This window comes from Bdellovibrio sp. HCB-110 (assembly GCF_047323225.1).
Taxonomy (GTDB): domain Bacteria; phylum Bdellovibrionota; class Bdellovibrionia; order Bdellovibrionales; family Bdellovibrionaceae; genus Bdellovibrio.
This window is the reverse complement of record NZ_CP178750.1, coordinates 3,947,553-3,960,378: the sequence shown is the minus strand read 5'-3', so window position 1 is coordinate 3,960,378 and position 12,826 is coordinate 3,947,553. Positions and strand designations below refer to the sequence as shown.

The 12,826-nt window shown below is 43.7% G+C and carries 13 protein-coding genes and 1 tRNA gene; 6 read left to right on the top strand and 8 right to left on the bottom strand.

The window, feature by feature from the left end; all coding sequences use genetic code 11:
* Positions 1-57: 57 nt before the first annotated feature.
* Positions 58-270 (top strand): hypothetical protein, encoded by a 213-nt coding sequence (locus tag ACL934_RS18930; protein ID WP_413612796.1) that lies wholly within the window; start codon positions 58-60, stop codon positions 268-270.
* Here the strand turns inward: ACL934_RS18930 and ACL934_RS18925 are convergent.
* The 5 genes from ACL934_RS18925 to ACL934_RS18905 all read right to left on the bottom strand — a co-directional run bounded on the left by ACL934_RS18925 (position 253) and on the right by ACL934_RS18905 (position 4,713).
* Entirely contained in the window at positions 253-1,368 is a 1,116-nt protein-coding gene (locus ACL934_RS18925) for a CapA family protein (protein WP_413612795.1), read from the bottom strand. The genes ACL934_RS18930 and ACL934_RS18925 overlap by 18 nt on opposite strands.
* A complete protein-coding gene (locus ACL934_RS18920; protein WP_374076173.1) occupies positions 1,368-2,021 on the bottom strand; it encodes a phosphoribosyltransferase in 654 nt (217 codons plus the stop codon). Before ACL934_RS18920 ends, ACL934_RS18925 begins: the two co-directional genes overlap by 1 nt.
* 91 nt (positions 2,022-2,112) lie before the next feature.
* The gene (locus ACL934_RS18915) at positions 2,113-2,757 is read right to left on the bottom strand and encodes a hypothetical protein (RefSeq protein WP_374076171.1); all 645 of its coding nucleotides are present in this window, start codon (positions 2,755-2,757) and stop codon (positions 2,113-2,115) included.
* 112 nt (positions 2,758-2,869) lie between these two features.
* The gene (locus ACL934_RS18910) at positions 2,870-3,262 is read right to left on the bottom strand and encodes a response regulator (RefSeq protein ID WP_374076169.1); all 393 of its coding nucleotides are present in this window, start codon (positions 3,260-3,262) and stop codon (positions 2,870-2,872) included.
* The gene (locus ACL934_RS18905) at positions 3,259-4,713 is read right to left on the bottom strand and encodes an ATP-binding protein (protein WP_374076167.1); all 1,455 of its coding nucleotides are present in this window, start codon (positions 4,711-4,713) and stop codon (positions 3,259-3,261) included. Before ACL934_RS18905 ends, ACL934_RS18910 begins: the two co-directional genes overlap by 4 nt.
* A gap of 406 nt (positions 4,714-5,119) precedes the next feature.
* Between ACL934_RS18905 and lon the strand changes: the two genes are divergently transcribed.
* Positions 5,120-7,612, top strand: a complete 2,493-nt coding sequence (gene lon, locus ACL934_RS18900) for an endopeptidase La (RefSeq protein ID WP_374076165.1) — start codon at positions 5,120-5,122, stop codon at positions 7,610-7,612.
* A gap of 188 nt (positions 7,613-7,800) precedes the next feature.
* Here the strand turns inward: lon and ACL934_RS18895 are convergent, their stop codons facing one another.
* A complete protein-coding gene (locus tag ACL934_RS18895) occupies positions 7,801-8,670 on the bottom strand; it encodes a LysR family transcriptional regulator (protein WP_413612794.1) in 870 nt (289 codons plus the stop codon).
* A gap of 130 nt (positions 8,671-8,800) precedes the next feature.
* Positions 8,801-9,205, bottom strand: coding sequence for a hypothetical protein (locus ACL934_RS18890; protein WP_413612793.1), 405 nt, complete (start codon positions 9,203-9,205; stop codon positions 8,801-8,803).
* Between the two features lie 228 nt (positions 9,206-9,433).
* On the opposite strand from ACL934_RS18890, the gene ACL934_RS18885 reads away from it, so the two are divergent.
* The 3 genes from ACL934_RS18885 to ACL934_RS18875 all read left to right on the top strand — a co-directional run bounded on the left by ACL934_RS18885 (position 9,434) and on the right by ACL934_RS18875 (position 11,245).
* Positions 9,434-10,537: a winged helix-turn-helix domain-containing protein gene (locus ACL934_RS18885; protein WP_374076160.1), complete on the top strand. Its 1,104-nt coding sequence runs from the start codon at positions 9,434-9,436 to the stop codon at positions 10,535-10,537.
* 9 nt (positions 10,538-10,546) lie between these two features.
* Positions 10,547-11,104: a hypothetical protein gene (locus tag ACL934_RS18880; RefSeq protein WP_374076158.1), complete on the top strand. Its 558-nt coding sequence runs from the start codon at positions 10,547-10,549 to the stop codon at positions 11,102-11,104.
* A gap of 65 nt (positions 11,105-11,169) precedes the next feature.
* A tRNA-Val gene (locus ACL934_RS18875) sits at positions 11,170-11,245 on the top strand.
* A 197-nt stretch (positions 11,246-11,442) separates the two neighbouring features.
* Here the strand turns inward: ACL934_RS18875 and ACL934_RS18870 are convergent.
* Complete coding sequence (locus ACL934_RS18870) at positions 11,443-12,072, bottom strand: hypothetical protein (RefSeq protein WP_374076156.1); 630 nt, start codon at positions 12,070-12,072, stop codon at positions 11,443-11,445.
* A gap of 189 nt (positions 12,073-12,261) precedes the next feature.
* Between ACL934_RS18870 and ACL934_RS18865 the strand changes: the two genes are divergently transcribed.
* Entirely contained in the window at positions 12,262-12,795 is a 534-nt protein-coding gene (locus tag ACL934_RS18865) for a carboxymuconolactone decarboxylase family protein (RefSeq protein ID WP_413612792.1), read from the top strand.
* Positions 12,796-12,826 lie beyond the last annotated feature (31 nt).

The window sequence follows — 12,826 nt, the reverse complement described above, 5'->3', positions numbered from 1 at the left end:
TTTCTTATTTAATCTTAAAAAGGGCTTTCATAAACTCTCTCGTAAGCGGGGGAAAGTATGAAAGAGCAAGTTATTGCTGCCATGCTGACTCTGTCTTTGGCTCTTGGTTTTATTTACTCCATCGAAGTTTTAGCACAAACAAACCGAACTGCTGAAAAATCCTGTCATGAGGATTTGCAGAAGTATTGCCAAAACACAGAGGCAGGCGATGCATTGAAAACGGATTGTGATTGTCGTGATGAAGTTAAACTTTTAGTGCGGAATAGATAATCTTAAAGACAAGTCGGGCTCTATCTTGAGTTTGTGAGGCAAATTGATTCCTTCGCGATTGAGTGTCTTGTTGATCCAAGACACTTCTGTGCGTGAGGCTTTTTTAAGCTGAAACTTTTGCAGTCTTAAAGGCACTAACTTCAGATCTGCGAGTTTTCCGGTTTCGGAATCCAGTTCGACGAAATACATCACGGAAAGTTCCGAATGAAAATTCTCGTAACCACCGATTCCTTCGTAGTCGTTTAAAAAGTCTCCACAACCGTATAAAATCAATTTGCCATCGTGAATCTCAAAACCCTTGGCGTGATGGGAAGAGTGTCCATAGACCACATCAACCTCCGCCTCATCAATCAGATGTCGCGCAAACCATGCCTCATTTGGCGCCACTTCATAGCCCCAGTTTTCTCCCCAGTGGATAGAGAGGACAATCAAGTCCCGAGGGTGTTTGTAGGACTGAATATGATTCCTTAAATTTTTAATGGCGGCATTATCAAGAGTCTTTAGAAGATTCACCCCACCACCACTAGCTGTCGCATCCCAAGCGATGGGAACACCGCTGGATTCCGTCGCAAAGGAAAAAACAAGGACGCGACCACGATCTCCAAAATCCAAGATGGCCGGCTGTGAGGCTTCGTTTCTGTTTGCGCCTGCGCCGCACGTTTTTAGATCGGCTTTGCGAAGACATTGCAGAGTTTCCTGAAGTCCCGACAGACTCCAATCCAGAACGTGGTTGTTGGCGAGAGAACAGACATCAATCCCCGCCTTCTTGAGGCAGGCAACATTGTCCGGGTGCATGCGATAGTTGATTCCCTTATTCAGCCACTGTTCTGAAGACGTAATGCTCGTTTCTAAATTCACAATCCATGCATCGGGTTTGTTCATACGAACTTCATGAAGTGCTTCACCCCAAATATAGTTCCACGGCACGTGACGGGGAATGGGTCCGTTTTTTACTTCTGCAAGATGAACATAGTCGGTGGCATCTTTCACGTAGGATTCATGCAGAGTGGGCTCTGAGGGATGGGCGAGAATCTGGTCGATACCTCGACCGGTCATCACGTCACCACAAAGTAATAAAGAAATATTTCGCTTTTCCATTAGACATTCGTTTCAGGTGGACGAGGTTGTGACCGCGATCGCAAGATTTCTACGACTTCTTCATCACTCACCTGAGCGAAGTCGACAAAAAACTGGCTCACAGCATAGAATGAGTCGCTGTCTTCTAAAACCACCAGCTCATCAATCAAAGGGCGAAGGGCTTCGGCTGTGTCATGAGAAATGGCGGCCGCGGCAACAATCACTTTTTTGGGTTTGTGTGTTTTCACTTCATGGACGGCGCCAAAGACAGTGGCTCCTGTCGCAATACCGTCGTCGACGATGATGACGATGCGATCCTGATAATTCACAGAGCCTATCTGAAATTTTTCCTGACGTTTTTTAAGGATCCTCAACTGCTCTTGGGCCGCGGCCTCAATATAGGAGTTGCGAACGCTCAGATAATCAATCACACGGGAGTTTCGAAAGATATTTCCACTTAAACCCACAGAGCCAATAGCAAGTTCTTCTTGAGCAGGGGCGGGGATCTTGTGAACAAGGATTGCACTCAATTCCCCGTGAAGGCCTTCGGCGATAATTTTCGCCATCGGCATGGCACCCCGAGGAATACCAAGCACCAAGGGATTTTTATCGCGATAGGAACTGAGTTTCTTAAGAAGAAGCCTTGCGGCCTCCTCTCGATTTTGAAAAATCATAAAGTCCACCTTTACTCATCGTACTCTTTTGATAAAAAGACATACGATGTATTTCCGCAAAGGAATTTCGGACTTTATTCTTGTTTAAACCTTAGTGGCTATCAGGTTTTGTTTTCTCTTCTTTTTTATTTTCTCTCTCAGCACGACGAGCTTTATGTTCGTCTCGGCTCGCTTTAACAAGTTTCGCTGTCGCCGCGTCCAAAGGTTTATCTACTTCTTCTAAGACTTTTGCGATGCGATTGATGTTGGAAACATAATCTGTGATGAAGATCTGGTTTGTATCCATAGAGATGTTCATTTCGCCATCTTTAGATGGAAGAATGCGCAAGTCGCGGTTGATGTTTGCTACCGGAACATACTTTGCTTTGTAAACCCATGTGTACATTCTCTCTGGCTTTAAGGAAGGCTTTTCAGAGCTGACTTCGATAAGATCTCTTTGAATATTGCGAGCCGACTTAACGATCATCGTGTCGCCTTGTTTGCTGATCGCAAAGCCATTGATCGCCAGAGCCGAAGAAAGTTGATTGAAGGCTTCATCCACAGTGATGGCCTCTTGATTGAACATAGAGACTCTGCCGCGCACTCCAGGGTCGATAACGAATTTCTGTCCTGAGGCCTTTGAGTAGATCTCGATGATCTTAAGTAGTTCTTCGTTATTGAAATACCATTTAATTTTTTCTTCAGCGTGAGCAAAAGAAAGAGCAAAAATAATCACAAGAGCTGAAACGAACTTCATACAAACTCCTTTTTGTGTTTGGTGGAAATAAGTCCATCACAACACAAAAAGATGTGACAAATATAAACCTGGGAGCTGGACCTCAAAAGGCAGGCGCAGTTCCAAAAAGGAACTAAGAAGGCTGAATGGAAAGATCTTTTTTCAGCATGTCTCCCAGTAAATGGAAGTCGACAGGCTTACTAAGAAAACGTGTGGCACCTAAGTTGTCTGCTTTAATGCGAAACTCTGGGGATTCGTAAGCGCTCACCATATAGAACGGAATTTTACCATTCATCTCGTGAACTTTTTGAAGAAGTTCAAAGCCATCCATATCGGGCATATTGATGTCTGAAAGGATGAGATCCACAGGTGGGATGTCTTTGCGTTCTAAATAACGAAGGCAATCGGGCGCATTCAAAAAGGAAATAAGATTCAAATTGCCGACGTTAGCAAAAAGCTTTTTGAACTTCAGTTTGTAAAGAAGATGAGTGTCTGCCTCATCGTCAACGATCACAATATGAATCATGGATTTGGTCTCTCATGTACAAGTGGTAAAGCCATGACAAACTCAGTCCATTGGCCGAACTCACTTGTATACTTTAAGGTGCCACCATGTTTCTGTGCAATATTAAAAGCAACAGTCAGACCAAGACCAGCCCCTTCGCCTGCGGCCTTTGTTGTTAAAAACGGATCAAATATTTTTTCACCAAGAATGGCAGGGATGCCGACACCGTTATCGCGGATCGAGATTTCGACCATGTCTCCACGCACGGCTGTGGAAAGCGTCAGCTCAGGTTCAAAGTTTTTATTGGTAAGAACCTTTTTTTCCAGAGCATGAATAGCATTGTCGACGATGTTAGAAAGTGCTCGTAGCAGGGATGTGGCATAGACAGGGGCTGCAACATTGTCCCCCAGGCGATAGGTCACCTTTGGTGGAACATAGCTTGAACCCAAGGCTCTTGTTGAGATCGTTTCTTGATAAGCGCGTTTCAGAATCTCGTTGATGTCTGTGCTTTCCAAAACATCACTGTCATAACCCGACAAGATCTGCATGGAGCGCACGATTTGATCAATGCGTTGACTGTGTTTCAAAACAACGCGGCTGATTTCACGAACCTCTTCAATGTTTTCAGAGTCCGTCAAAAGCTCACTGAAATTAAGAACGAAGTTCAATGGATTGCGGATCTCATGGGCAACACTGGCAGTGAGACTTCCCAAGGAAGCCAAACGTTCTTGCGCAACCAAAGTGGCTTGCATGCGCTTGATCTGCAACATCGCCTTTTCCAGGCTTTCGTTTTTAGTCGTCAACTGGCGCGTGCGATCCGTGACCTTTTGCTCAAGAGCTTGATTCAAAGCCTCCAGTTTTTGGTTGGCCTCTAAAAGCTCTGAACGGAACAAGTTGATGGAGGCGACAAGAACATCCAGCTCATCTTCACCACGGTGATGGGGACGATGAAGTTTAAGATCTTCGTTGGCTCTGCCGCGATTGGTTTTTAAGTACTCCGCGATCTGCTGGATATGCACAACCAGGATTTGATTGAAGATGAAATACAAGAAGAAAACGACAACCATGGTCTTCGCCGCTTGGCGAATGAAAATCCAAATCGCTTCCTGGAAATACTTTTCGCGCAAAGACCGGACATCCAACTCCACATCCAGAGTACCCAGGATTTCGTTGGTATTTTTGTGGTAAATATCAAAGCGTTTGTGGCTCTCTTCTGTTGGATCTGTTTTACCGGATTCGTAGATAGTTTTGTTATCTGCCACAAGACGTAAGTAGCTAACACCTTGAAGTCGGCTCAACCCATCCAACTGAATTTCGAGCAGTCTGGTGTCATAAGACCATAGATGTTCGGCCATAGAGTCGAGGTAGGAATTTTTGATAATGGCGAAGTTATTTTGTAGTTTGTCAAAGTCACGCTGGTAGTCCATAAGAAGCTGAAACGCCGTTAAAATGAGCGTGGCAAAAGAACTCACAGCCCATGTAGCAATGAGAAGCTTTAGAGAGAGAGAATTTCTGCGGAACCAGCGTCTGGAATCTCTAGGTGTCACAGTGCACTTATCGAACAATTTGGACAAAAAGGGCACGAAAATCTGACTCCTGGAAATTACAATTAGGAAAGATTCTCAAATTCCGACACAAATAAGAATACTTTTCGGGTAGCATTAACCTCTTTTATGATGCCTAAAATGTGAGCAAATTGGACTCGTGGCAAGGGCCAGAACTCTTTTTTTTCCCAATATATTTACTTCCCAGTAATCGTACACATAGTTAGACTTAATGAAGGAATAGCGAAGGTTGGATACGGATATTTAACCGATGCAGATCCGGCTTGTGTCCTAAGCACAAGTAAGCTCGTTAACCCACAGGGAGGGAGAGGATATGAGCGAGGGAAAAGTACAACAACTACCACTTTTGCCCCTAAGAGACCTCATCATTTTTCCACATATGATGATGCCTTTGTTTGTAGGTCGTGAGAAGAGCATCAACGCTCTAGAAGAAGCGATGAGCAAACAGACCGATATTGTTTTGTCGGCTCAAAAAGACGCAAAAACCAACAATCCCGAACCCAAAGACATCTTTGCTATCGGTACTGTGGGAACAATCATTCAACTTTTGCGCTTGCCTGATGGAACTGTGAAAGTTCTTGTAGAAGGCAAACGTCGTGTAAAGATTAAGAATTTCTTAAACAACGATAACTTCTTCATGGTTTCTTGTGAACCTTTAGACGAAGACCCAACGAATATCGTTGAAGCTCAAGCGTTGGTTCGTTCAGTGAAGTCAACTTTTGAGACTTACGTGAAATTGAATAAACGAATTCCACCAGAAATTTTGATGCGTGTTTCTACCATCGAAAATCCTGGTGAACTTGCGGATATTATTGTCGCGCAACTCAACTTGAAACTTGAAGACAAACAAACTGTTTTGGAGATCGTAGATCCTTCAAAACGTTTGGAGCATTTGCTCAACCTCATGACAGGTGAGATCGAAATTCTCGAAGTGGAGAAGAAGATCCGCACTCGCGTGAAAAAGCAAATGGAGCGCTCGCAAAAAGAGTACTACCTCAACGAACAAATGCAGGCCATTCAGAAAGAACTTGGTGAGAAAGACGATTACCAAGCTGAATTGCAAGACCTTGAGGTAAAAACTAAGAATAAGAAAATGAGCCAAGAAGCCAAAGACAAGGTCATGAAAGAGATTAAAAAACTCAAAATGATGTCGCCTATGTCTGCGGAAGCAACAGTCGTGCGTAACTACATCGACTGGGTTCTTTCTCTTCCTTGGTATGATTTCAATGAAGAAAAACATGATCTCAAGAACGCTCAGCGCATCCTTGATGATGATCACTGGGGTCTTGAGAAAGTAAAAGACCGTATCCTTGAATACCTTGCCGTTCTTTCGATTTCGAAAGACATGAAGGGTCCTATCCTTTGTTTGGCAGGTCCTCCAGGGGTTGGTAAAACGTCACTTGCAAGATCGATTGCAGAATCTTTGAATCGTCCGTTTGCCAGAATTTCTCTGGGCGGCGTGAGAGATGAAGCCGAGATCCGCGGTCACAGAAAAACTTACGTGGGCGCGATGCCAGGTAAAATCCTGCAAGCTCTTCGTAAAGTAGATAAAGGAAATCCACTTGTTCTTCTTGATGAGATCGACAAGATGGCAAACGATTTCCGCGGTGACCCAGCGGCCGCGATGCTTGAGGTGCTCGATCCTGAACAAAACAACAACTTCCAAGATCACTACTTGGAGTTGGAATACGACCTTTCAAAAGTGATGTTTATCGCAACGGCGAACTCATTGCATACAATCCCACGTCCATTGTTGGATCGTATGGAGATCATCAATCTTGAAGGTTACATTGAGCAGGAAAAATTCCACATTGCGAAGAACTACCTAGTTCCGAAGCAATTGGAAAACCATGGACTTAAAGATTACAAAGTCTCTATCAAGGACGAAACAATCCGCGACATCATTCGTTACTACACGAAAGAAGCCGGCGTCCGTAACTTGGAAAGACAAATGGCCAATGTGTGCCGTAAAGTCGCTAAGGAAATCGTGATGGGTGAGGCTGTTGAAAACTTTAAAGCCGAAACGAAGACGGATAAAAAGTCTGCGGCGAAAAAAGGTGCGAAAGCAACAGCGAAGACTGCGACGAAATCAACAGGCTATGTGGTGACTCCGCAAAAACTTGTTGAGTTGTTGGGTCCTCACAAATTCAAGTTCGGCGTGATCGAGACAGAAAACGAAATCGGTTTGACGAACGGTATGGCTTGGACGGAAGTGGGCGGTGACCTTCTTGCTGTCGAAGTGAGTGTGGTGCCTGGTAAAGGTAAGTTCACAGTCACGGGCCAATTGGGTGATGTGATGAAAGAGTCTTGTGCGGCGGCGATGAGCTATGTTCGTTCAAGAGGTCCTTTGTTCGGTTTGGACAAAGAATACTTCTCTAACATCGACGTGCACATCCATTTGCCAGAGGGTGCGGTTCCTAAGGACGGTCCTTCGGCAGGTATCGCTCTGACGACTTCGATTGTTTCTGCGATCACGAAAATCCCTGTGAAGCGCACAGTGGCGATGACGGGAGAGATTTCTCTACGTGGCCGTGTGATGGCGATCGGTGGATTGAAAGAGAAGATCCTAGCGGCTCACCGCGGTGGAATTAAGATCATCATCTGTCCTAAAGAGAATGAAAAAGATCTGAAGGACATCCCTAAGGAAGTGATGAGAGATCTTAAAGTGATCTTGGTGGATCATGTGGACCAAGTATTGATCAACGCTTTGGATATCAAATCGCCAAAAGAACTTTTCAAAGTTCAAAAAGAGCGCGAATTCGGTATCAAAGCCCAATACACAGGCCAAGCCATCCACCACCACTAAAAGGTGCCTGCTTCTTTTATCTGGCAATAATGCGTTAACTAAAAAGGCTCTCGAAAGAGAGCCTTTTCTTTACCAGGAGCTTATTGTGAACTCATTCCATATTGATAACGGATGTTATGTTTTCTATACGGACTCTTTTGGAAGAAAATATGTATTTAAATAGATCTTGTGAGTGGAGAGTCTAAACCCTAGCGAGATTTCGATTTCTCGACGATGTTTTCTAAGAAATCTTTAAACCAAATTTGGCGGCTTAAGTCGCGACGATAGTAGATGTAAAAATCTGTCAGCATCTTTGCTCCACGGATGGAGTATGGAGATGAATAGTAGTTGGAATTTTTCTTCACATAGCTCGAAGGAATAATCGACCAACTCAAACCTTTCTGGACGTGAGCTTCAATCGCAGTCCAATCATTTACTTCAAAATTCACAGACATCTTGCCTCGGAGTTCTTGAGAGAGCACGAGATCTTCAGAATATAGACTCATTGGAAATTGAGAACGACGATCTTTCCAGTCTGATAGATCCTTATTCTTTGCAAACTTTTTGGGAACCACAAGGGTGAACTCTTCTTGAAAAAGTTTTTTGCAAATATAAAGGCTCGTGTCGACCAAGCCGCGATTCACAATGACGTCGTAACGACCATCCTTCAGCTCCTTCTTCAAATCATCCGTATGAGATTCTCGTAAAGTTAACTTTCCAGAAAAATTCACAGTACAGAAGAAACGTTTTAAAACTTCAAGATCCCCGGCAATGGTCAAAGACACATTTTCAGATTTAGCAAACTGCTGCAAAGACTGATGAATATCCTCAGGCAAAAACTGCAAACGCATTCGGATCTTTTGATGAAGTTGTAAGGCAAACGGCGTTGGAACTTTAGTTCTTCCACGCAGCTCGAAGAGATTTAACGGGAGGGCCTCTTCGAGCTGGTGGAGGTGGCGCGTGATCGTCGGTTGTGTCGTGCGAAGTTTATCCGCCGCTTTTTGAAGAGTTTTCTCTTCAATCACCGCAATAAAACTTTCCCATAAATACAACGGAATATCCGCGCTCACTTGTTTCATCTCTAAAATCATACATAAATGTATATTTAATACAAATTTATTATACATTTTTTTATATATTTTTATGGAGTGAAAGGATGTGCGTCACTGAGATGAAAAACAAAAGCCCTCTCTGCGAGGGCTTTTTGATTTAATATTTACTTTTATGAAGAGAACTTGGTCGGCGGGGCTCTTCAGAATTCTCAGCGAGATTCTCCACAGGTTTCTTCGTCGAACACAGTGGTGCCAAGTTATAAATTTCCGGCGGGTCATATGTTTTGTCGTTATAGGCGTCGATGCCCATTCCGATAATTCCACCAAATACGATATTTCCCAGAATACCAGCGGTGGCATCGTATTCAGTTTTAATAACTCCTTCGCGAGTTTCTTCGTTGCAAGTCACGGTAATTGGAATGTCTTCTTTTGAGCGACTGACTAAAACCGTGGTTCTTCCGTTCAGCGAACTATACTGCCCGTCGGGAAGACTGATTTTCGTTTCGCCTCTCTCAAGCCCGCCAATTTTTCTGGAAAAAATCAGGCACTTAAGGTCGGTCAATTTCGTGTTAAGAACCTTCGGAAGCCACAACCCAAGCGAATTCTTCAGCGTGCTCGGCGCGTTAAGTGAAAGTCCTTGGCTGCAATCTATTACATTACTGAAATCAATTCTCAGTATGCCCAGTTTTTAGGCAAACGTTTGCGTCTTACATTGACGAAATCCTGACAATCTGTAAAAAACTGTACCCCAGCGAGTAATTTAGATTTTGTTTTGGAGTTTTAGGAACTTATGAGCCAACTAGATCGTGCCTTTGAGCTCGGCAAGTTATATTCCGATCGGGGAGAATTCACCTCCGCGATGGCGCATCTCAATGATGCTGCTAACGGATATTTTGCTGAGAAAAATTTCTCTCAATACTTGAAGTGCTTAAACATTCTTTTGCGTATCTATGCAGAGCGCGAACAGTTTGAAGAAATCAATCTGACAAAAGAAAAACTCCAAGATCTAGTTCTTAAAGAAGGCTTCGAACTTAACTCGAAAACTTACTACACACTCGCTATCTGTGCTTTCTACAAAGGACAACAAGACGTCTCTCTTGATTACGTACAAAAGGCGCTGGCTATTGCTTTGGCGTCGGACAACAAGGAAGACATCTGCAATGCGATCTTTGGTTTGGCGATGGTTTATTCTAGCCCGAACTTGGCAAGATACGCGGATGCTTTGAAAGAGATCTACAACCTGGAAGTGTTCTTCCAAGTTTATAATCTTCCGGAACTGAGAATTTCTTCTTTGATTTTGAACGGAAATATCTTAGCGCAAATGAAGAAGTACGAAGAGGCCGTCACGGTTCTTTGGAAAGCTTACGATGCGCTTAAAGAAACTCGCAACGTGGTGATGGCATCTTACCTGATGATCCAATTGGGAGATGTTTACTTTGAAATGGGCGATAAGGATTTGGCGCGTGTGTATTTGTCATTGGCGCAAAAATCTATCGACACTGAAAACCATGTAAGACTAAGTAAGATTGCTGACTTTTATGCCTCCAAAATTGGAGCAGAACCTCAGACAAGTTATGATTTGATTTTTGACGACGGTAATCATGCGGTCACAGAGAGAAAATTGGGTCGCATTGATTTCAAAAACCAGTTCATTCTTCTCGACCTTTTGCGACTCTTCGTTCAGAATCAAGGCCAAATTTACTCTAAGGAGTATTTGGTTGAGAACGTTTGGAAGCAACCTTACGATCCAGCGATCCATGACAACAAGATCTACGTAACGATCAAACGTCTGCGTAAACTTATTGAGCCGGATTACGAGAAACCAAAATATATTTTTAGAGCTAAAAACGGATACTACATGAATAAAGCGGCTCGAGTTCATTTCGAGCACTAGGGGGGATTCATGTTACGCAGCATCTTGATTGCAACAATGATTTTTTCGAGTTTGACTCTGTCAGTGGGCGCGCATGCGGCTGATGACGAGCACATCATTCCGACGAATGATAATCGTCCGGTTCCTTGGCCGTGGACATTGGCTCAGCCATTCCCATGGACTGACATTCAAGGTTTGTGGAAAGTGGAAAAAGGGGATTTCACTTCTTACTTCGCCTTGAAAGTGGTTCGTCAAAAGTCGACGGGCATCCGCCAGTTGCAAGTGAAGCAATTCGACGGGGACACTTGTAAAATGCTATCTACGGGCGTGGGCTTAGAGCGCAACCAAAAGGTTTTGGCGCAAATGACCAGCCGAGCAGGCACTACATACCGTGTTCAATTGACGGCATTTAGCGAGAAAGACTCGCCAATTGCGCCTTTAAAAGGCAATGTGCCAACAACGGGTGTGATGGTTCTTTCTATGGGTGCATTGGACAATATCGCTAACGATAATATGATCCATATGCAAATTATGAAGATCTCAGCTCACTTGACCCAAAAAGTGTGCATGGAAGATATAAAAAAGTAAATTTTTTTAAAAAAAGATTGCCATAAAGGAAGGACCACTGTTACAAATTGGTCCTTCAAGACGACAGGGAGTTAGCTCAGTTGGTAGAGCGCCACCCTTACAAGGTGGATGTCGCAGGTTCGAATCCTGTACTCCCTACCAAATAAAACAACCGCCTACTGGCGGTTTTTTTATTTGTCCATTTCACTCCAGCTCCGCTGGAGTAGTTCCTAAAGTTTCCCGCCTTCGATTGTTAGTTTTGGTTTTGTCGTTTTCTGCCGCCGGCAGAAAACTCCGGTGATTTGTTTTATTCGGTGGGAGAGCCGAAGGGTTTTTTTCTTCGGCTCTGGTATTAGTCTTTAAAATTTATCTGGGAATTGCTTTGCGATTCCGCCTACCAAGGCGTCAGATAAGCTGTACATATGCTGTTTCATGCCGTCCCAAGTTTGGGCTTCGCTGGCAAAGTCTTTCTTTTGGATTTCGTTGATTTGAGCGACGTGATGTCCGCCATGTGCTGCCAAAAGACTGACTAGGGTATCTTTAGGCAAATGAGGATTGGCTCCGCTTAAGAACGTCGCAATTTCAATAGCATTGGAAGTCAGTTTTTCTGTCGCCTCTTTTTGTTTTGCAGTGCTAGGAGTTGGTAGCGTGGCGTTCATATAATCTTTCACGGCACCGTAGTGACCTGCTAACAAACCAAAAAGTTTTTCGCTTGCAGGTTTTCCGTAGAATGGCTCAACGACACCGGCGATTTTCTTGGCGTTTTCAACGACCTTTTGATCCGCTAAAGCTTCCGCCTTCTTATTTTTGTCCGCTTTGGCTACAACTACCGAGCGAATCCAAAAGATATGATCCACCCACAGATCTCTCACAGCCATTTGTGTAGAGACGGATTTTGAAGAACTGCCTTCGTGGGAAGTATGAGCGTACGTCGCTGGGCTTACGAACGTCATAAATGCCAATGCAGAAACTATTATCAGTGTTTTCATAGAAGCTCCTTTTGTTATTTGAGTCATTCCATCATTCTCCTGAAGGCTAAAATCGTAAATCCTGTTTAAACTGTTTAAATTGAATATTTCTTCGTTGCTGCAGGCACTCGATGAAGGCTTGCTCACCGTGAGTTTTCTCTTTCCTCTGTCGTATTTTCTTTAGTAGGCTTTCTCTAACAAAGGAGTGTTATGCCTCATATTAAACTTAACAACGATATGCCTGGGATTATTGGTTTGATGGGTTTTAGACCTGAGACTGCAAAACCTCTAAATGAGTTGGCAGAGACTCTTTTGGTGGGACCGTCTTCTTTGACTCGCGGAGAGCGTGAGTTGATTGCCTCTTATGTTTCTAATCTTAACAACTGTCAGTTTTGCACTCGTTCGCATTCTGCGATTGCGGGTGTTCTTCTTGAAAACAACTTCGACTTGGTTGAACAAGTAAAACAAAATTACGAAGCCGCGCCTATTTCTAACAAGCTTAAGTCTTTGCTTAAGATTGCGGGCCAAGTGCAAAAACAAGCTTTGGGTGTTTCTGATGACATGGTTCAAAATGCAAAAACTCAAGGTGCGACAGATATTGAAATCCACGACGCGGTTTTGATTGCGGCGGCTTTCTGTATGTACAATCGTTATGTTGACGGTCTTCGTGCGGTGACGCCAGATGGGACACCGGTTTATCACGATATCGGTCGCAGAATTGCAGAAGTTGGATACAGAAAATAAATTAAAGAGAGGAGTGAGAAAACACTCCTCT